Below are 18712 nucleotides of genomic sequence, written 5' to 3'. Positions count from 1 at the left end.
CAGACGGCCTGATGTAAGAAGGCAGATAAAAAATTGCCGCTCATATCCAAGGGAAAAGATATGAACGGCCAAATACATTATGGGAAAACGTCATAGAAAACACCGGCCGGTTAGGGATTATCCCGACCGATGCGGGGCATTATATGCGGTTTGCCGCAGAGGTGCAATCAGATTTCTTTGGGCAGTATCCATCCTTATTGGTTGTCGCGTATCCACTTCAGCCACGGCTCAAACAAAGCGGGGCTGACAGCGGCGATAACCGAACGCTGGAAAGTATGCGCCCCACTCCAAAAATCGTCGCCTTCCAAAGTAGCCAGGCAGCCGCCCGCTTCGGTAAAAATCAACGCGCCGGCGGCATAATCCCATAACTTCTGCCCGCCGTGGACATATACATCCATCCGACCGGCGGCAAGATAGCACCAGTCTAAAGTGCTGCTGCCCATGCTGCGTATGCTGACAACAGGAGACAGCGTGTTCATGCGGCTGGAAAGTTTGCCCGAACGCAGATATTTGATTTCCACACCGGCCAGGGCGCGGTGCAATTTTTTTTCCTGCCGAACCAGCGGCAGCCTGCGGCCATTAAGATACGCGCCACCGCCGGACGACGCGGAAAAACATTCTCGGGCTACGGGATCGTAAATCACGGCCAGCTCCGGCCGGCCGTGCCGCATAAAGGCTGCCGATAACGCAAAATGCGGAAAGCCGTTTACAAAATTGGTGGTGCCGTCGATGGGATCAACCACCCACAACCCTTCGTAATTATGCAGCCACAAATCACGCTGCCGCTGCTCGCTCATTTCCTCGCCCAGCATAGGGCAGTCGATAATCCGCCTCAACCCGTCGGCAAAGGCGGCCTGCGCGGCCAAATCGGCTTCCGATAAAATGCTGCCGTCGGGCTTTTCGCTGCCGCCCACACTCAGAAAGCGCGGCATCACCTCCGTATCGGCGATATGCCGCACCAGATTTTGCAGTTGTGCTAACACTCATTGTCCTTTTGTTTGTATAGGCCGTCTGAAACACCGGTTTCTGCAGGGCAAAAACTTTTCAGACGGCCTTTGTGCCGCCGCGAACACGCGCACGCCATATAGTATAATCGCGGCAATATTAACCTATTTTTACCCGTCATGCCCCGCTTCTTTCTTTCCGCCGCCCTGCACGTCGGCGAAACCGTCGCCCTGCCCGGCGATGTGGTGCGCCACCTGAACGTTTTGCGTTGCCGTATCGGCGAAGAAATCGTTTTATTCAACGGCGACGGCCTTTCCTATCACGCCGTTTTAAACAGCTTGGATAAACGCGCCGCTGAAGCCGAAATCAGTTCGAGTCGGCCGTCTGAAAACGAATCGCCGCTGCATATTACCCTGATACAGGCCGTTTCTTCCGGCGAACGGATGGATTTTACGCTGCAAAAAAGCGTGGAATTGGGCGTAAACGAAATCATCCCCGTCGAAAGCGCGCGTTCCGTAGTCAAACTGAGCGGGGAGCGTGCGGAAAAACGGGTAAGCCGTTGGCAGGAAATCGTTATTTCCGCCTGCGAACAAAGCGGCCGCAACACCGTCCCTGCCGTGCGCCCGCTGCTGCCCTTCCGCCGAGCCCTGCAAAACCTGCCGGATGCGGAGGCCAAACTGCTGATGGGCCTGAACCGGAGCTGCCGTCTGAACAGCCTGCCGCCGCCGCGCAGTGTTGTTTTCATGGTGGGGCCTGAAGGCGGCTGGACGGAAGAGGAAGAACGGTTCGCCCAGGAAGCAGGCTTCCAAGCCGTCAGCCTCGGGCGGCGCATACTGCGCACCGAAACCGCCGCACTGGCTGCCATCGCCGCGATGCAAACCTTATGGGGAGATTTCTAGTTTTCAGACGGCCTTATGTCGTTTTCCGTTAAAATAACCCCATCCGACCGCAAAAACTGTCCAACGAAAGCCCCTTATGTCTTACCAGCAAACCACCTTTATCGTAAACGAACTGATTGCCGAACCGTTGTCCGACGCATTGATGGCACACGGCGCATTGTCCGCCGCCATCGAAGATGCCTATGCGGGCACCGATGAGGAACAAGCCATTTTCGGCGAACCCGGCATCGAGTCCGAACAAATCTGGCACAACAGCAAAATACTCGCATTATTTGACGAAAAAGCCGATGTGGCCGCCATCGTGGCCGCTGCCGCCGAAGCGGTGGAAATCCCTCCTCCCGCCCATCAAATCGAATTACTGCCCGAGCAGGACTGGGTACGGCTGACCCAGGCGCAATTCGATCCGATTAAAATTTCCGACCGCCTGTGGATTACCCCTTCGTGGCACGAGGCCCCCGATGCAAACGCCGTCAATCTGCAACTGGACCCCGGCCTGGCTTTCGGCACGGGCAGCCACCCCACCACCCGCCTATGCCTGCAATGGCTGGATAACAACCTGAAAGGCGGCGAAAGCGTGCTGGACTACGGCTGCGGCTCCGGCATCCTGACGATTGCCGCCCTCAAACTCGGCGCAGTCTCGGCCGTCGGCGTAGACATCGACCCGCAGGCGATTGCGGCCGGTACCGACAATGCCGTGCAAAACCGCGTGGAAACGAAGTTCTACCTGCCCGACGAACTGCCGGACGGGCAATTCGATGTCGTTGTTGCCAACATTTTGGCCAACCCGTTGCGCATGCTCGGCGAAATGCTCGCCGCCCGCACCAAAACCGGCGGCCGCATCGTCCTCTCCGGCCTGCTGGAAGAACAGGCAGACGAATTGGGCGGCATTTACGGCCAATGGTTCGACCTTGAGCCCGCCATCTTCGACGAAGGCTGGGCATGTTTGAGCGGCGTCAAACGCTGATATGCCTTTTGCAGTCAAAGGCCGTCTGAAAACCCGAAACAGGTTTTTCAGACGGCCTTTTCAATCAATCCGCAATAGCGGAATTATTTGAACGGACGGACTTCCAAGCCGAACATGCGGCGGGCGGTATTCAACATCTGGCAGCTGAAACCCCATTCGTTGTCATACCAAGCAAACACTTTGACCATATTTCCATCCACCACTTTGGTCAGCGTCGAATCAAACGTACTGGCCTGCGTGGTGTGGTTGAAGTCCATAGACACCAGCGGCAGCGTGTTGTAAGCCAAAACGCCTTTCAGACGGCCTTCTTCCGAGGCGGCCTTCAGCAGCGCATTGATTTCCTCCGCACTGGTCTCGCAGGCGGCTTCAAAGCTCAAATCCACCAAGGAAACATTAACGGTCGGCACGCGGATGGCCAAGCCGTCCAAACGTCCCTTCAATTCGGGTAACACCAACCCTACGGCTTTTGCCGCGCCGGTTTTGGTCGGAATCATGTTTTCCACGCCGCTGCGGGCACGGCGCAGGTCTTTGTGGCGCACGTCGGTAACGGTTTGGTCGTTGGTCAGGGCGTGGATGGTGGTCATCACGCCTTTGACAATGCCCAATTTGTCGCTCAGCACTTTGGCCACCGGCGCAAGGCAGTTGGTGGTGCAGGAAGCATTGGAAATCACGGTCATGTCGTCGGTAATAACGTCATCGTTCACACCGTAAACAACGGTGGCATCGACGTCTGCTTCGCCGGGAGCGGAAATCAGCACTTTTTTCGCACCGCTTTCCAAATGCACGTTGGCTTTGGATTTGCTGGTAAACGCGCCTGTACATTCCATTACCAAATCCACTCCCAAATCCTTCCACGGCAGCTCGGCCGGGTTGCGGGTGGAGAAGAACGGGATTTTGTTGCCGTTGATGATGAGGTGGGTTGCGTCGTGGGAAACGTCTGCGTTAAAGCGGCCGTGTACGGTGTCGAACTTGGTCAGATGCGCGTTGGTTTCGAGGCTGCCGCTGGCATTGACGGCCACGATTTCCAGTTGGTCTTGAAGATTGTAGTCATAGATGGCGCGCAACACTTGGCGGCCGATGCGTCCGTAGCCGTTGATGGCAACTTTGATGCCCATGAGAGAATCCTTGTTTTATCGGGTTTGTGAAAAAGAAACAGCACGGATTATAGCAAATTGTAGTTTGATGTAGTTGGGATTTTAAAGGTAAAAAAATGCCGCCTATCGGAATAGGCGGCCAAACACATTACGGGGAAAACGTCTTACTCACTTACTTGCTAGAAAAGCAAATATCTATCAGACGGGCGAATAGTAGACAATGTGAGGAAGTAATGCCGAAAAATAAGATAAACGGTAATATTTTTTAGATAAACGGCAATTTTAGCCTTATTGTACGGAAATTTCGGCTTTCAGACGGCCTTCCGGCCCTGCGTAATCCGTTCCAATCCGGCCAAATCGGTTTGGGTTTCGATTTCCGTCCAGCCTGCGGCCGCGAGTATCTGCCGTACGGCCGCCCCCTGATTCCAGCCGTGCTCCATAATCAGGCGGCCTCCGGGTTTCAGGTATTCCGCACCGTGTGCCGCCAGTTCGCGGATGCAGCTTAGGCCGTCTGAAAAATCGGTGAGCGCGTTTGCAGGCTCGAAGCGCAAGTCGCCTTGTTGCAAATGGCCGTCGTCCGCTTCGATGTAGGGCGGATTGGAAACCAGCAGGTCGAAACTGTGTTTTTCAGACGGCCTGTCGATGTCGAACCACGATCCGCAGGCAAAAGATACGTCGGCTCCGTTGTCTGCCGCGTTTTGCCGTGCCACTGCCAGCGCGGCCGGACTGATGTCGCTGGCGAGTACGGAGGTATCCGGGCGTTCGCAGGCCAGTGTTACGGCTACTGCGCCGCTGCCTGTACCCAAATCCCATACGCGCCCTTGCGGCGGCAGGTGCTGTAGGACCGCTTCCACCAGATGCTCGGTTTCGGGGCGGGGAATCAGGGTGGCGGGCGTGGTGCGGAAACGGCGGCCGTAAAACTCGCGCCAGCCGAGGATGTAAGCCATGGGTTCGCCGTTCAGACGGCGTTGCTGCATGGCCTGCAAATCGGCGGTTTGCCATTCGTCCAGCATTTCGCCGTCGCGGGTAATCAGTTGGGCACGCGTCCAGCCGGTAACGGCCTGCAGGAGCATGCGGGCTTCGGTTTTGGGCAGCGGGGTGTTTTGCAGGAAGGTTTTGGGCTGCACGGCGCAATCTTTCGACGGGACGTTTTCAGACGGCCTCTTGCCAGTTTGCTATCCGTTCGCGGATTTTCTCCGCGCTCAGGCCGAGTTTGTCCAGCAGCAGGGCGGGGTCGCCGTGGTCGGTTACAGTGTCGGGGATGCCGATGGGCAATACGGGCTTGATGACGCCGTGTTGCGCCAAGCATTCCAATACTGCGCCGCCCGCGCCGCCGCATATGCTGTTTTCTTCGATGCAGACGATGCGGTCGTGCGTTTGCGCAAGTTCGAGTATCAGGGTTTCGTCCAGCGGTTTGACAAAGCGCATGTCGGCCACGGTGGCGTTCAGGCTTTCGGCTGCCTGCATGGCGGGTTGCACCATGCTGCCGAAAGCCAAGATGGCGGTTTTCTGCCCTTGGCGGCGGATGACGCCTTTGCCGACGGGGACGGCTTCCAGGCCGTCTGAAACGGCCGCGCCGCAGCCCGTACCGCGCGGGTAGCGCACGGCGGCTGGTTGGTCGAGTTGATAACAGGTGGACAGCAGCAGGCGGCATTCGTTTTCGTCGCTGGGGGCGGCGATGACCATATTCGGCACGCAGCGCAGGAAGCTCAAATCATATGCGCCCGCGTGGGTGGGGCCGTCCGCGCCGACTATGCCCGCACGGTCGATGGCGAACAGGACGGGCAGGTTTTGCAGGGCGACATCGTGGATGAGCTGGTCGTAGGCGCGCTGCAGGAAGGTGGAGTAGATGGCGACGACGGGCTTTATGCCTTCGCAGGCCAGTCCGGCGGCAAAGGTTACGGCGTGTTGTTCGGCGATGCCGACATCGAAGTAACGGTCGGGGAAGCGTTGTTCGAATTCCACCAGCCCGCTGCCTTCGCGCATGGCGGGGGTAATGGCGGCCAACCTGTGGTCGGCTTCGGCCTGGTCGCACAGCCATTGGCCGAAGATTTGGGTGTAGGTGGGACGGGACGGGACGGGAGTTTCAGACGGCCTGTCGTTTTGGGCGGGGGCTTTGCCGATGGCGTGGTATTTGACGGGGTCGTTTTCCGCCAGTTTGTAGCCCTGCCCTTTTTTGGTGATGACGTGCAGCAGCTTGGGGCCGGGTTTGCGGCGCAGTTCGTTCAGCGTTTCAACCAGCTGGACGACGTTGTGGCCGTCGGCGGGACCGGTGTAGGCGAAGCCGAAATTTTCAAACAGCGACAGGGATTGTTTGATGTGGTTGCCTTCGTTGGCCAGCGTTTTGATTTTGTGTTCGACCTTTTGCGCGATTTCGAGCGCGCCGGGCAGTTTGTCCAATACTTTTTCCGACTGCGCCTTGATGGTGCTGAGCAGGCCGTGCATATCGCGCATCACGTTGCGGGCGAGATATTTGGGCAGCGCGCCGACATTGGGCGAAATGGACATTTCGTTGTCGTTCAAAATCACGAGCAAATCCACGTCCTGCATATCGCCCGCGCAGTTTAAGGCTTCAAAGGCCTGCCCCGCCGTCATCGCGCCGTCGCCGATAACGGCCACACTGCGGTTGGCACGTCCCGCCAGTTTGTCGGCCACGGACATGCCCAAAGCCGCGCCGATGGATGTGGACGAGTGCCCCACGCCGAAATCGTCGTATTCCGACTCGCCGCGTTTCGGGAAACCGGCCAGTCCGCCGTATTGGCGCATCGTGTCCATGCGGTTTTTACGGCCGGTCAGGATTTTGTGCGGATAGCTTTGATGGCCGACATCCCATACCAGATGGTCTTCCGGCGTGTTGTAGACATAATGCAGGGCAACGGTGAGTTCGACCGCGCCCAGGTTGCTGGCGAAATGGCCGCCGGTGGCCGATACCGATTTGAGCAGGAAGGCGCGCAGTTCGGCACACAGTTGCGGCAGTTCGGCCTTATCCAGCAGGCGCAGGTCTCGCGGCAGGTTGACTGTATCTAGCAAGGGGGATTGGCTCATGGTTTGTCTTTTCTTTGGTGGAGGCCGTCTGAAAGTAGGCTTCAGACGGCCTGATTGGCAGTGCGGGCGGATTATAGCAAGAGACGGCGCATATTGTGGCAGTTATCACCGCGCCCAATCGTGATGCACCATAAAAGAAGGATAGCGAAATGAAAGCCTTGCAGCCGGAAGGCATACGGATAAGGCCGTCTGAAAACACTATCGGGTTTTCAGACGGCCTTTTTTGCTATTCAACCTATCCGTTTGAACGGCGGCAGATTGGCAAGCAGCTGTTTGCCGTAGCGTTGGGTTTGGATACGGTTGTCAAGGATGGTCACGCGGCCGTAGTCGTTTTCGGTGCGGATAAGGCGGCCGACGGCTTGGATGAGCTTGATGCCGGCTTCGGGCACGGTTACTTCGATAAAGGGATTGCCGCCGCGCTTTTCTATCCAGCGGTTTTGCGTTTTTTCAATCGGATTGTCGGGCATGGAAAACGGCAGCTTGACGATAATCACGTGCACGCAGGCCTCGCCCGGCAGGTCGAGCCCTTCGGCAAAGCTGTCGAGGCCGAAGATAATGCTGGCGCGCCCTTCAGCCAACGCCTTCGCGTGTTTTTCCAGCAGGGCGGACTTCGGGATTTCGCCCTGTATCAGCAGCAGCGGCAGATATTCTTCCGGCAGCCGCATGGCGACTTCGTTCATCTGTTTGCGCGAAGTGAACAACACCAGCGTGCCGACGGCTTCGTCGGCGGCAATCAGTTTCGGCAGCCATTCGGCCACGGCTTCGGTGTGCGCTTCGGGTTGCTTCGGGCTGGCGGTCAGCGGCGGGATGTAAAGTTCGCCCTGTTTGGCGAAATCAAACGGGCTTTCCAACGCCAGTGTGGTGGTGTCGGGCAGCCAAACCAGGCCGGACTGGCGCAGCAGGAGGTCGAAATTGCCGAGCGCGCGCAGGGTGGCGGAGGTCAGCACCGCGCCCGCCGCCCGCCGCCACAGGCCGCCGGCCAGTTGTGCGGCGCCGGAAATCGGGCTGGCATTGAAAACGTAGTCGTTTTTGTCGCCCACGCGCCGCTCTATCCATTTAGCCAGCGGGGCTTCGTCTTCCGGCGGGGCGGTGTCGAACAAATCCCATACGGCCGAAATCTGTTCGGCGCGGGCGACAAAAATGCCGAATTCGGTGGTTACCCGGTCGATAAGCGGGCCGTCGCTGTCTTTTTCCCGGCGGGCGGCCGACAGGGCGTCGTTGAGGCGGTATATCTGCTTCAACAGGGCGCGGGCGGAGGCGGCGGTGTTGGCGGTCAGGAGGGCGAGGTCTTCCGGCGTTTTGCCGTCTTCCCACAACCAAACGGGGTCGTTGCCGCCGTCGGACAAATCCAGCGCGGGTTCGCTGCCGAGGTGGAACTGCCATTCCGACAGGCTTTCCAGCAGCGAGGCGGCGGCTTCGTCGGCGAGGTTCCCGGCTTCGGTTTTATCGGTCAGGCCGACGATTCTGTTGATGACGGGCGGCAGTTTTTCCAACGTCCACATGGCCTGGTTGAGCGAGTGTTCGGCGGCAAAGCGGCTGACGGCCTTTTTCGGCAGGTGGTGCGCCTCGTCTATGCAGTAAAAGCTGTTTTCCGGCGCGGGCAGGATGACGCCGCCGCCCATGCCGATGTCGGCCAGCAGCAGGTCGTGGTTTGCCACGACGACATCCACGGTATCCAAAGTATCGCGCGCGAGGTAAAACGGGCATTCGGCGCGGTTGGGGCAGGCGTTTTTCAAACAGCCGTGGCGGTCGTTGGTCACTTGCTGCCATAAAGGGTCGGGGATGCTTTCGGGCCAGGTGTCGCGGTCGCCGTTGAAGCGGCGGGTGGCAAATTCGTCGGCCATGCGGCGCAGCGTGTCCAAATCGGACGCGCTCGGTTTGCTGTCCCACAACACGCTCGGCGGGCTGTCGAATCCGTCCAGCGAACCTTGGGCGTGGGTTTGCGTGAGTTGGTAGAGTTTGTAGGGACAAAGATAGCGGCCGCGCCCTTTGGCCAGCGCGAAAGTCAGCTCCAAACCGCTTTTTTCCACCAGAAACGGCAGGTCACGGTTTACCAGCTGCTCTTGCAGGGCGACGGTGGCACTGGAAACAATCAGCCGTTTGTCGCGCGTTTGCGCCATGATGCCGCCCGCCAGCAGATAGGAAAGCGATTTGCCCACGCCGGTCGGCCCTTCGATGACGGCGATGCTCTCGCCCTCGCGCTTGGGCGGCTCTTCGCCTTCGGCGCGGGGTTTGCTGCGGGCAAAGGCGTTGGCCACCGCCGCAATCATCTCGCGCTGGGCGGCGCGGGGGCGGAATTGCGGTAGGTTTTCGGAAATGGCGCGGTAGTGGTCGCGGATGGCGTTTTTTTCTAAATCGGTCAGCATGTCGGGATAAGGGGCCGTCTGAAAAGGGTTTGGCGGCATGAATCGGAATCGCGCCTGTTAGGGTGCGGGGGCGGCGGTATTTTACCACTGGCGGGGCGGAGGCCGTCTGAAAGGCGGAACGGGTTTTCAGACGGCCTGCCGTTTGTTTTTATCAGGACGGGTGTGCCATATATATTGAAGGCGAGATGAATGGGGGCTGCTCTTGATTGTGGAATGGCCTGTGCCGCTTTTTTCAGACGGCCTCAATGTGCGGGTTCAGTTCAAACGGCTTTGCCCGGCCATTTCCCGCTCCCATTCGAGGCGGTACTTCATCAGCTCGTCATAGCCGTCTATCATGTCGCCGCACTGCATTTGCACGGCAGCATCGAGCAGGTCGGCCAGCACTTCGACGGGTTCGATTTCGAGGCCGTAGAGTTCGGAATCGAAATCCACGCCGAGCAATACGGCGTCCTGATCCATGCTCACCAGCCATTCGTGCAGGAAGAAATCCAGCGGCAGGGCTTCGAGTTGGTAGTCCGCCCATTCTTCGACCTTGCAGGCTTCGGCTTGGGCGCGGTCGTGCCAGACGCAGAATACGGGCACGGGTTCGCCGTCGTCTTCTTCATATTCGGTGGACGGGCATTCAGCGATGTCGCCTTCGTCCGACACCAGCGTGTAGAGCGTTTGGCTGCCGATGATGCTGCGGATAAAGCGGTTGTATTCTTCGTCTTCGGGCTGGGGGAACATGATGTGCTTCCGGTAAGGGTTGTAACGTGGCAAAGCGGTTTTTCAGACGGCCTTCCTAGCGGATTGAGGCCGTCTGAAAGGGTACTGCGGATTATTCTTCCGCGCTTTCGGTATCGTGGTTTTCAGACGGCCTCAAACCTTCCGCCTCTTCCATCGCGGCTTTCAATTCCTGATACAGGGCGCGGAAGTTTTTCGGCGGTTTGCTTTGTTCTTTCTCTTTGCGCGTGTTGCGGATTAGGGTGCGGATGGCGGAAATGTCGGCCTGAGGATGGGCGGCGGCAAACTCGGTCAGCGCGGCATCGTCGGCAATCAGCCGTTCGCGCATCTGCTCGACGCGCTGCAAAAAGGCGTTGTGCGCACGGTTTTCGCCTTTGAGTTTGGCCAGGAAGGCGCGTATCGGCGCGGGGTCGGTTTCGCGCATCAGGCGGCCGATGTATTGGTTTTGCCGTTTCAGCGCACCGTTGGAGGTGATTTTCTTATAATCGCGCACGGCCTGCATCAAGTCTTCGGACAGACCGATTTTTTTCAGCGTTTCGTCCGACAGGCGGGTCAGTTCCATGCCCAAATCCTGCAATTCGTCCATACGCTTTTTCATTTGGGTTTTGCTGACCCATTCTTCATTATTGCCATTCATTTAGTATCGTCCGTTTTTCCTGTCGGGCGGCATTTTAACAGCAGGGGGTATTTTCGGCTAAAAAATGATGGCCGAAACGGGTACAATGCCGCCCACTTCAATTCAGGAAACCGCCATGTTCAACCACTCTCCGCAGGAATTGTCCGATTTGTGCGCCTTCGCGCTGTCTACCGCCAAACAGAAAGGCGCAACCGCCGCCGAAGCCGATTTGAGCGAATCGGTCGGCCAGAGCGTGCAGGTGCGCCTGCAGGAAATCGAACAAATCGAACACCAGCAGGACAAATCGCTCGACATCACCGTTTACCTCGGCCAAAGCAAAGGCCGCGCCAGCACCGCCGATTTGTCGTCCCGCGCCATCGAAGAAACGGTGCAGGCCGCACTGGACATCGCCCGCTACACGGCCGGCGACGATTGCGCGGGCTTGGCCGACGCGGAACTGATGGCCGCGGAATTCGGCGATTTGGACAAATACCACGAATGGGATTTGCCCTCCGCCGACGCGGTGGAACTCTCCCTCCGCTGCGAAGCCGCCGCCATGCAGGCCGACAGCCGCATCAAAAACTCCGAAGGCGCGGGCATCCAAACATCGCATTACCAATTTGTTTACGGCAACAGCCACGGCTTCCTGCAACACCAGCAGGGCACGCGCCACAGCGTGTCGTGCGCCGTGGTGGCCGAAGACGGCAACGGCGGCATGCAGCGCGATTATTGGTACGACCTGGCGCGCTCGGCCAACGAACTCGACAGCATGGAAAAGGTAGGCCGCACCGCCGCCGAACGCACGGTCCGCCGCCTGAACGCGCGCAGCCTGCCCACCGGCAGCTATCCCGTGCTGTTCGACACCACTGTGTCCGCCAGCCTCATCGGCCACGTCGTCGGCGGCCTGTCGGGCGGTTCGCTCTACCGCCAAAGCAGCTTCCTGCTCGACAGCCTGGGCAAGCAAATCCTGCCCGAATTCCTCAGCCTGCGCGAAGAGCCGCACATCCCGCGCGCGTGGTCCAGCACTTACTTCGACAGCGAAGGCGTGGCTACCCGCCCGCGCTTCGTGATTGAAAACGGCATCGTTCAGGGCTATTTCCTGTCGTCGTACAGTGCGCGCAAACTCGGCATGCAAACCACTGCCAACGCCGGCGGCGCACACAATCTGATTCTGAACGCCACCTGCGGCAGCCAGGCCGAACTGCTGCGCCAGATGGGGACGGGGCTGCTGGTTACCGAACTGATGGGACAGGGCGTGAACATGCTCACCGGCGACTATTCGCGCGGCGCGGCCGGATTCTGGGTGGAAAACGGCGTGATCCAATATCCGGTGGAAGAAATCACCGTGGCCGGACGTTTGCAGGATATGCTGCTCGGCATCGAAGGCGTGGCCGATGACGCGCTACGCCGCTCGTCGCACAAAGTCGGCTCGATTTTAATCGGCAGCATGACCGTGGCGGGGCAGTAGGAAACATCAAACAACCGCACACACACTGAGGCCGTCTGAAAAACCGAAAAAGGATTTTTCAGACGGCCTTTATGTCGAAAAGGATATTCATCCGCTATATAATCCGCCCCATTCCGCCCGGCAGGGCATCCAAATAAAGGGAAACCGATGAAGTTCACTTACCGCCAAACCTTGCTTGCCGTCTTCCTGCTCGGCATCGTCTGCACGGGCGGCTCGTTTTTCGCCCAATATGTGATGGGGCTCAACCCCTGCCCGCTGTGTATTTTGCAGCGCGTGGCCGTCATGTCGGTAATGCTGGTGTCCGGCCTGTGCCTGCTGCTGCCCACGGCCAAACGCGGCAGCCGTATTTTTGCCGCCCTACTGGTCAGCCTGCCTGCCTTGTGGGGGCTGTATACCGCGTCTTACCAAATCTGGCTGCAAAGCCTGCCCGCCGGAGAGCAGCCGAGTTGCGGCGCACCGTGGACGTTCCGCCTGAAAGACTGGCCGCTGTTCGATTGGTGGCGTTTCGTGGTGGACGGCTTCGGCAACTGCGGCGTACGCGAATATGTGATGGGCGTACCGCTGCCGGTGTGGAGCCTGATGTTCTTCGGCAGCGTATTGCTGATCGTATGGGGAATGCTGTTCAAACTGCGCCGCCGTTAGCCTGACAATTGGAAAGGCCGTCTGAAAACCGTTTGCAGGGTTTCAGACGGCCTTTTGATTGCCTGAACAATCGGCCATGACTTTCATCGCACAACAAAAATATGCTTATGTACTGACAAAAAGCGGCATAAAACTACCTACCCCGCACGGCTTCCCGGGCAAAGTGTGTCTGGAAGCGGCGTCCGATAAAATAAACTCCCGACGCGCATCGCCACAAATAAAATTGTTTTATATTATTTATCAAATAAATACGTAACTTTTAACTTTGCCTGAAAATTTGGCACAAGGGTTGCTTGGATATATTTGTCGGAACACAGCGTTCCGGCCGTTTTAAACGGATGCATTGAGGCATCGCAAAAACAAATACATTACGGAAAACGAGAGCCCTAAAGACGGCAGGCCATCTGAAGGCCGCTGTTGGCTCCGCATTGGGAATGCGGAGTATTTTGGGGGTTGGCCGCTGCATATTGTGGGAATGTGCAGCGGCAGTTTTTTATCTGAAAAACGCATCGGTTATATTAAAAGAAGCAGACGTTATTTAGCCGCCGCCGGAAATTTTGTTACAGTTTAGAATTTCCTTTTCCCATATCGCCATAACGGACTCCATTCAAACCGGTATAGTTGTAGCCCGCCCTTTCCCGAATTTGAATGACAACGGATTCATATACATCGCCATAATTCGGCCGCACCCCAACCCAAAGAAAACGGTTCTTTGGAAGTGCAAGAAGGTCAAACGAATCGTTGCCGCACGGCCTGTGTTCAGGCTTTGCGGCCGGCCTTGAAATGCGTCATCCCCGATAGTCCGTCATCAACATACAAAATAATTTAATCATTTTATGCACACACACCCATCCATTCGCATCAATCCGTGGCCGGTTATCGCGGCGGCGGCATTCATCCTGTTGATAACCATCGGCATGAGGATGTCTTTAGGCCTGTTTCTACGCCCCGTAGTGAACACGACCGATTTAAGCGTCGCACAATTCAGTCTGGTTATCGCAGTCTTCCAATTGATGTGGGGCGTGGCACAGCCGGCAACGGGGGCTTTGGCCGACCACTACGGCGCATGGAAAGTATTGGGCGGCGGCGCGCTGGTATTGGCCGCAGCCTGCTTCCTCATACCGCAACTGCCGACATTCTGGGGACTAATGTTCGCCGTCGGGCTGCTGCTGGCATTCGGCACGGGTGCGGGTGGTTTTTCGATTATTATGGGACAAGTGGCGGCCAAGCTGCCGCCTGCCGTTCGCGGCCTGGCTTCCGGCGCGGTAAATGCCGGCGGTTCGGCAGGGCAGTTTCTCTTTGCACCTATGGTACAGGGGCTGATGGTTCGGCCCCACATCGGCTGGCAGGGAACGTTTTATGTATGGGGCGGATTGAGCCTGCTGATTCTGCCGGTTGCCTGGTGGCTGACACGCGGGAGCAACATGCCGCAGCAAGCCCAAACAGCCCAAACGCACGACGGCGGACTGAAACAGGCGGTCATACGGGCATTTGCCGACCGCAGTTATCTGTTGCTGCATTTGGGCTTTTTTACCTGCGGCTTTCACATTGCGTTTTTGGTGACCCATCTGCCGAACGAGATTTCACTGTGCGGCCTCCCGCCTACGGTGGCTTCGACTTCTTTGGCGGTCATCGGGCTGGCCAACATTGCGGGCTGCCTGTTCTCCGGCTGGTGTGTCGGCCGCTTTCCGAGCAAATATGTGCTGTTTTACCTGTATGCTTCGCGGGTTTTGATGGTGGCGGCATATCTGGCCGCCTCGAAAACGGACATGAATTTTTATATTTTTGCCGCCGGATTGGGCTTTACCTGGCTGGCAACGGTAGCCCCGACCGCGACGCTGACCGGCAAATTGTTTGGCACACGTTATCTGGCCACTTTGTTCGGACTCACGATGCTGAGCCACCAAATCGGCGGTTTTCTCGGTTCGTATTTGGGCGGGCAGGTCGTTTCCATGTTCAACAGCTACGGCTGGATGTGGTATGCGGATATGCTGCTGGCGGGGGCGGCCGCTTTATTGAACCTGCCGATTAAAGAGCCGAAACCGGCAGAACATGCCTGAAACAACAAAGGCCGTCTGAAACATTTTCAGACGGCCTTTTTTATTTTCAATCAGGCTTTAAGGTTTACGCATCAATATTTTGCGCAATCAGGGCGTTATTTTCGATGAAGGCGCGGCGCGGTTCGACTTCGTCGCCCATCAGGGTAACGAACACTTCGTCGGCGGCGATGGCGTCTTCGATGCGCACTTTCAACAGGCGGCGAACGGCGGGATCCATCGTGGTTTCCCAAAGCTGTTCGGGGTTCATCTCGCCCAAGCCTTTGTATCGCTGGATAGACATGCCTTTTTGGGCGTTTTGGAGCAGGATGTTCAGTGCGGTTTCAAAGCTGTCCACGTCGTACTCGTTCTCGCCTTTGTAGAGCTTGGCACCCTCGCCGACCAGGCCTTTCAGCGCGGCGGCGGTTTGGGTAAGGGTTTGGTAGGCTTTGCTGTTGAGGAACTTGGGTTCGATGTAGCTGACCATGACGTTGCCGTGCAGCTTGCGGGTGATTTTGATGAAGCGGTTGCCTTCGTGCCCTTCGATGCGTTCGAGGGCGACTTCTTTTTCGTCGAGCAAACCGGAAAGTTCGGCAACGGCTTTGTCGGCGTTTTCAGACGACGTCAAATCGACGGGCGACGCGTGCAGCATGGCGCGCAGGACGAGTTCGTCCACGAAGCGGCTTTCCTGTTCGATGACGGTTTTCGCCAACAGGAATTGTTTGGCGGTATCGGCAAGTTCTGCGCCTTCGATGGTACGGCCGTCTGAAACGATTTTGGCTTTTTCCAAAGCGAGGCCGAGCAGCCATTGGTCTTTTTCCAGTTCGTCCTTGAGGTAACGCTCCTGCTTGCCGTATTTGGCTTTGTAGAGCGGCGGCTGGGCGATGTAGATGTAGCCGCGCTCGACCAGTTCGGGCATTTGGCGGTAGAAGAAGGTCAGGAGCAAGGTGCGGATGTGCGCACCGTCCACGTCGGCATCGGTCATGATGATGATGCGGTGGTAACGCAGTTTTTCGGGGTTGAACTCTTCTTTGCCGATGCCTGCGCCCAGCGCGGTAATCAGGGTGGCGACCTCTTGGCTGGCGAGCATTTTTTCAAAACGGGCTTTTTCGACGTTCAAAATTTTGCCTTTGAGCGGCAAAATGGCTTGGAATTTACGGTCGCGGCCTTGTTTGGCGGAACCGCCTGCGGAATCGCCCTCGACCAGATAAAGTTCTGACAATGCGGGGTCTTTTTCTTGGCAGTCGGCGAGTTTGCCGGGCAGCCCCAAGCCGTCCATCACGCCTTTGCGGCGGGTAATTTCACGTGCTTTTCGGGCGGCTTCGCGCGCGCGCGCGGCATCGACGATTTTGCCGGTGATGATTTTGGCTTCGTTCGGATTTTCTTCGAGGAAGTCGGTCAAGGCTTGGTTGATGACTTCGTTGACGACGGGGCCGATTTCGCTGGAAACCAGTTTGTCTTTGGTTTGGGACGAGAATTTCGGATCGGGCAGTTTGACGGACAACACGCAGGTCAAACCCTCGCGCATATCGTCGCCGGCGGTTTCAACTTTGGCTTTTTTGGCGACTTCGTTGGCTTCGATGTAGCTGTTGATGGTGCGCGTCATCACTTGGCGCAATGCGGTCAAGTGCGTACCGCCGTCGCGCTGCGGGATGTTGTTGGTGAAGCACTGCACGCTTTCCTGATAGCTGTCGTTCCACTGCATCGCGCATTCGACGCTCATGCCGTCTTTCTCGCCGAACGCGTAGAAGATTTTTTCGTGCAACGGCGTTTTTTTGCGGTTCATGTATTGCACGAACCCAGCCACGCCGCCGGAAAGGGCGAAGCTTTCGTGTTTGCCGTCGCGCTCGTCAATCAATTCGATGTCCACGCCGTTGTTCAGGAAGGAAAGTTCGCGGATGCGTTTGGCGAGGATGTCGAAGCTGTATTCGACGTTGCCGAAGGTTTCCGCGCTGGCGAGGAAGCGCACGGTCGTGCCTTTTTTGTCGGAATCGCCGACAACTTTCAACGGCTCTTCGGTTTCTCCGCGCACGAAGCGAACGAAGTGTTCTTTGCCGTCGCGGTAGATGGTCAGCGTTACCCAGTCGGACAGCGCATTGACTACGGACACGCCCACGCCGTGCAGGCCGCCGGAAATTTTGTAGCTGTTGTTGTCGAACTTGCCGCCCGCGTGCAATACGGTCATGATGACTTCGGCGGCGGAGCGTCCTTCTTTCGGGTGGATGCCGGTGGGCATACCGCGCCCGTTGTCGGCCACGCTGACGGAATTGTCGGCATGGATGGTTACGGTGATTTTGTCGCAATGTCCCGCCAGTGCTTCGTCGATGGCGTTGTCCAATACTTCGAACACCATGTGGTGCAGGCCGCTGCCGTCCTGCGTATCGCCGATATACATACCGGGGCGTTTGCGTACCGCTTCCAAGCCTTCCAGCACTTGTATGCTGTCGGCGCCGTATTCTTCGTGTTTTTGGTCAGTCATGGTCTTTTCTTTAATCGAAACAAAAGTCTGCCGCTGAGGTCGTCTGAAAAAGCACAGCTGGCACAAACGGCAAAATAAGGCGCGATTATACCTGATTTTGCTGGATTATTCAGCGATTTGCCGTAAAACAGGCCGTCTGAAAACCATATCGGAACGGTTTTCAGACGGCCTCCAAGACTTTGCTTCGACGGGTACTGCCTATCTTCCCGACAATACCGCCGCACCTGCTTTTGCGACGCTTTCATCTTCATCGACCGAGCCGCCGCTCACGCCGACGCTGCCGACGATAACACCGTTTTTATCCACCAACAGCACACCGCCGGGAAAAATCACCAAACCGTCGTTGGTCACCTCAATACCGTAAAGCTCGCCGCCCGGCTGCGAAGCCTTGCCCAAATCGCGGGTGGACATATTGAAATAGCGTGCCGTTTTCGCCTTTTTCTGAGCAATATCAATGCTGCCGATAAACGCATCGTCCATACGCGCAAACGCCTTCAAATTACCGCCCGCGTCCATGACCGCGATATTCATCGGCACCTTGATTTCACGCGCCTTTTTCATCGAAGCCTGCACCACCGCCTGCGCCTGAGCCGTCGTCAAATCGCCCGGCAGCGTTTTGGTCAAACCCGCCGAAAACGCCGGCGCACCCAATGCCAAAGTACACAAAAATGCAACTGATTTTATGCCGCGCATAACTGTCTCCTTGTATCGAATCAATGAAAGGTACTGCACTTTTGATTGTATGCCTGTCGGCGGGAACAATAAAGGCCGTCTGAAAACCTGATTTTCAAGTTTTCAGACGACCTTGGGTGGGTTTTGGTTTGGTAAATCGGATACAAGCCTCCAACCTGCAATCGGCTACGGTTTGCCCAACATTATTTGCAACGCATCAGCGTCCGCTTCCGCCAAACTTTTTTGCCTGAGCCATCCGTCGAGTAATCACGGAATCTTTGCGTCAGCACGCCTCGGTTTAACGAAAACTCAAAATTATCGTTATAAATCTGCGTACCTAGCTCCGGCTGCTCATCCCGAACGCGTGCCGTACCTGCAATTTTATCGGGCGAATAAATTCGATAATTCAGTTTCGTATATTTCGCACCCCATTCCCAACCGTTTAATTCAATTGATTTTTTACCTATTTCAATATAAAAGCCGCTATCTTCCGACAAATCAACATCGTGCATAGCAGCGTTAAGCTCTTTTTCATTTGCATCATAACCCATGGCACATAAAGCCCTTACATGTTTGGGCGATATCTTCCCTTCATAACGCCCGGCCCATTTGCCTTGAAACGCTTGCGGAATATCCTGGGCAGCGGCTTGGAATCCAAGAAGGAGCAAACCGGTGGTCAGAACAGATTTTAAAGTGAGCGACATTATTTTTGACCTTTCAAGAAAAAGTGTTTAAATCAATATGAATAATACAGTAAACAAAA

Annotated in this window: 15 protein-coding genes; 5 read left to right on the top strand and 10 right to left on the bottom strand. The window is 56.8% G+C overall.

What is annotated here, in order from left to right; genetic code table 11:
* Positions 1-194: 194 nt before the first annotated feature.
* A complete protein-coding gene (locus HMPREF3107_RS08835) occupies positions 195-983 on the bottom strand; it encodes an inositol monophosphatase family protein (protein WP_070454996.1) in 789 nt (262 codons plus the stop codon).
* Between the two features lie 141 nt (positions 984-1124).
* On the opposite strand from HMPREF3107_RS08835, the gene HMPREF3107_RS08830 reads away from it, so the two are divergent.
* Positions 1125-1844 (top strand): 16S rRNA (uracil(1498)-N(3))-methyltransferase, encoded by a 720-nt coding sequence (locus tag HMPREF3107_RS08830; RefSeq protein WP_070454995.1) that lies wholly within the window; start codon positions 1125-1127, stop codon positions 1842-1844.
* 76 nt (positions 1845-1920) lie between these two features.
* Positions 1921-2808, top strand: a complete 888-nt coding sequence (prmA, locus tag HMPREF3107_RS08825) for a 50S ribosomal protein L11 methyltransferase (RefSeq protein ID WP_070454994.1) — start codon at positions 1921-1923, stop codon at positions 2806-2808.
* An 83-nt stretch (positions 2809-2891) separates the two neighbouring features.
* Here the strand turns inward: prmA and gap are convergent, their stop codons facing one another.
* The 6 genes from gap to yjgA form a co-directional block, all read right to left on the bottom strand.
* Positions 2892-3923: a type I glyceraldehyde-3-phosphate dehydrogenase gene (gene gap, locus HMPREF3107_RS08820; RefSeq protein WP_070454993.1), complete on the bottom strand. Its 1032-nt coding sequence runs from the start codon at positions 3921-3923 to the stop codon at positions 2892-2894.
* Between the two features lie 290 nt (positions 3924-4213).
* Positions 4214-5029, bottom strand: a complete 816-nt coding sequence (gene prmC / locus HMPREF3107_RS08815; protein ID WP_083284662.1) for a peptide chain release factor N(5)-glutamine methyltransferase — start codon at positions 5027-5029, stop codon at positions 4214-4216.
* Positions 5030-5054: 25 nt separating this feature from the next.
* The gene (gene dxs / locus HMPREF3107_RS08810) at positions 5055-6947 is read right to left on the bottom strand and encodes a 1-deoxy-D-xylulose-5-phosphate synthase (protein WP_070454992.1); all 1893 of its coding nucleotides are present in this window, start codon (positions 6945-6947) and stop codon (positions 5055-5057) included.
* A gap of 230 nt (positions 6948-7177) precedes the next feature.
* Positions 7178-9313, bottom strand: coding sequence for an ATP-dependent DNA helicase DinG (dinG, locus tag HMPREF3107_RS08805; RefSeq protein WP_070454991.1), 2136 nt, complete (start codon positions 9311-9313; stop codon positions 7178-7180).
* 255 nt (positions 9314-9568) lie between these two features.
* Positions 9569-10039, bottom strand: coding sequence for a DUF2750 domain-containing protein (locus HMPREF3107_RS08800; protein WP_070454990.1), 471 nt, complete (start codon positions 10037-10039; stop codon positions 9569-9571).
* 91 nt (positions 10040-10130) lie between these two features.
* On the bottom strand, positions 10131-10673 hold the full coding sequence (gene yjgA, locus HMPREF3107_RS08795; protein ID WP_070454989.1) for a ribosome biogenesis factor YjgA: 543 nt from the start codon (positions 10671-10673) through the stop codon (positions 10131-10133).
* Positions 10674-10788: 115 nt separating this feature from the next.
* Here yjgA and pmbA point away from each other — a divergent pair, with 115 nt between their 5' ends.
* The 3 genes from pmbA to HMPREF3107_RS08775 all read left to right on the top strand — a co-directional run bounded on the left by pmbA (position 10789) and on the right by HMPREF3107_RS08775 (position 14822).
* Complete coding sequence (gene pmbA, locus HMPREF3107_RS08790) at positions 10789-12120, top strand: metalloprotease PmbA (protein WP_070455080.1); 1332 nt, start codon at positions 10789-10791, stop codon at positions 12118-12120.
* Between the two features lie 147 nt (positions 12121-12267).
* Positions 12268-12762 (top strand): disulfide bond formation protein B, encoded by a 495-nt coding sequence (locus HMPREF3107_RS08785; protein ID WP_070454988.1) that lies wholly within the window; start codon positions 12268-12270, stop codon positions 12760-12762.
* A gap of 836 nt (positions 12763-13598) precedes the next feature.
* Positions 13599-14822 carry an MFS transporter gene (locus HMPREF3107_RS08775; RefSeq protein WP_070454986.1) on the top strand — a complete coding sequence of 408 codons (1224 nt, stop codon included), beginning with the start codon at positions 13599-13601 and terminating at the stop codon, positions 14820-14822.
* Positions 14823-14886: 64 nt separating this feature from the next.
* Here the strand turns inward: HMPREF3107_RS08775 and gyrB are convergent, their stop codons facing one another.
* The 3 genes from gyrB to HMPREF3107_RS08760 all read right to left on the bottom strand — a co-directional run bounded on the left by gyrB (position 14887) and on the right by HMPREF3107_RS08760 (position 18653).
* Complete coding sequence (gyrB, locus tag HMPREF3107_RS08770; RefSeq protein WP_070454985.1) at positions 14887-17277, bottom strand: DNA topoisomerase (ATP-hydrolyzing) subunit B; 2391 nt, start codon at positions 17275-17277, stop codon at positions 14887-14889.
* Between the two features lie 198 nt (positions 17278-17475).
* The gene (locus HMPREF3107_RS08765) at positions 17476-17970 is read right to left on the bottom strand and encodes a GlcG/HbpS family heme-binding protein (RefSeq protein WP_070454984.1); all 495 of its coding nucleotides are present in this window, start codon (positions 17968-17970) and stop codon (positions 17476-17478) included.
* Between the two features lie 182 nt (positions 17971-18152).
* The gene (locus HMPREF3107_RS08760) at positions 18153-18653 is read right to left on the bottom strand and encodes a hypothetical protein (protein ID WP_070454983.1); all 501 of its coding nucleotides are present in this window, start codon (positions 18651-18653) and stop codon (positions 18153-18155) included.
* Positions 18654-18712: the final 59 nt, after the last annotated feature.

The organism is Neisseria sp. HMSC31F04, assembly GCF_001807735.1.
GTDB lineage: Bacteria > Pseudomonadota > Gammaproteobacteria > Burkholderiales > Neisseriaceae > Neisseria > Neisseria elongata.
This window is presented reverse-complemented; position numbering and strand designations above follow the sequence as displayed.

Coding starts and splice junctions, on each gene's coding strand:
- gap (WP_070454993.1), bottom strand. CDS start 3,923: ATGGGCATCAAAGTTGCCATCAACGGCTACGGACGCATCGGCCGCCAA.
- HMPREF3107_RS08775 (WP_070454986.1), top strand. CDS start 13,599: ATGCACACACACCCATCCATTCGCATCAATCCGTGGCCGGTTATCGCG.
- prmA (WP_070454994.1), top strand. CDS start 1,921: ATGTCTTACCAGCAAACCACCTTTATCGTAAACGAACTGATTGCCGAA.
- HMPREF3107_RS08830 (WP_070454995.1), top strand. CDS start 1,125: ATGCCCCGCTTCTTTCTTTCCGCCGCCCTGCACGTCGGCGAAACCGTC.
- dxs (WP_070454992.1), bottom strand. CDS start 6,947: ATGAGCCAATCCCCCTTGCTAGATACAGTCAACCTGCCGCGAGACCTG.
- HMPREF3107_RS08760 (WP_070454983.1), bottom strand. CDS start 18,653: ATGTCGCTCACTTTAAAATCTGTTCTGACCACCGGTTTGCTCCTTCTT.
- HMPREF3107_RS08765 (WP_070454984.1), bottom strand. CDS start 17,970: ATGCGCGGCATAAAATCAGTTGCATTTTTGTGTACTTTGGCATTGGGT.
- dinG (WP_070454991.1), bottom strand. CDS start 9,313: ATGCTGACCGATTTAGAAAAAAACGCCATCCGCGACCACTACCGCGCC.
- HMPREF3107_RS08785 (WP_070454988.1), top strand. CDS start 12,268: ATGAAGTTCACTTACCGCCAAACCTTGCTTGCCGTCTTCCTGCTCGGC.
- pmbA (WP_070455080.1), top strand. CDS start 10,789: ATGTTCAACCACTCTCCGCAGGAATTGTCCGATTTGTGCGCCTTCGCG.
- HMPREF3107_RS08800 (WP_070454990.1), bottom strand. CDS start 10,039: ATGTTCCCCCAGCCCGAAGACGAAGAATACAACCGCTTTATCCGCAGC.
- gyrB (WP_070454985.1), bottom strand. CDS start 17,277: ATGACTGACCAAAAACACGAAGAATACGGCGCCGACAGCATACAAGTG.
- yjgA (WP_070454989.1), bottom strand. CDS start 10,673: ATGAATGGCAATAATGAAGAATGGGTCAGCAAAACCCAAATGAAAAAG.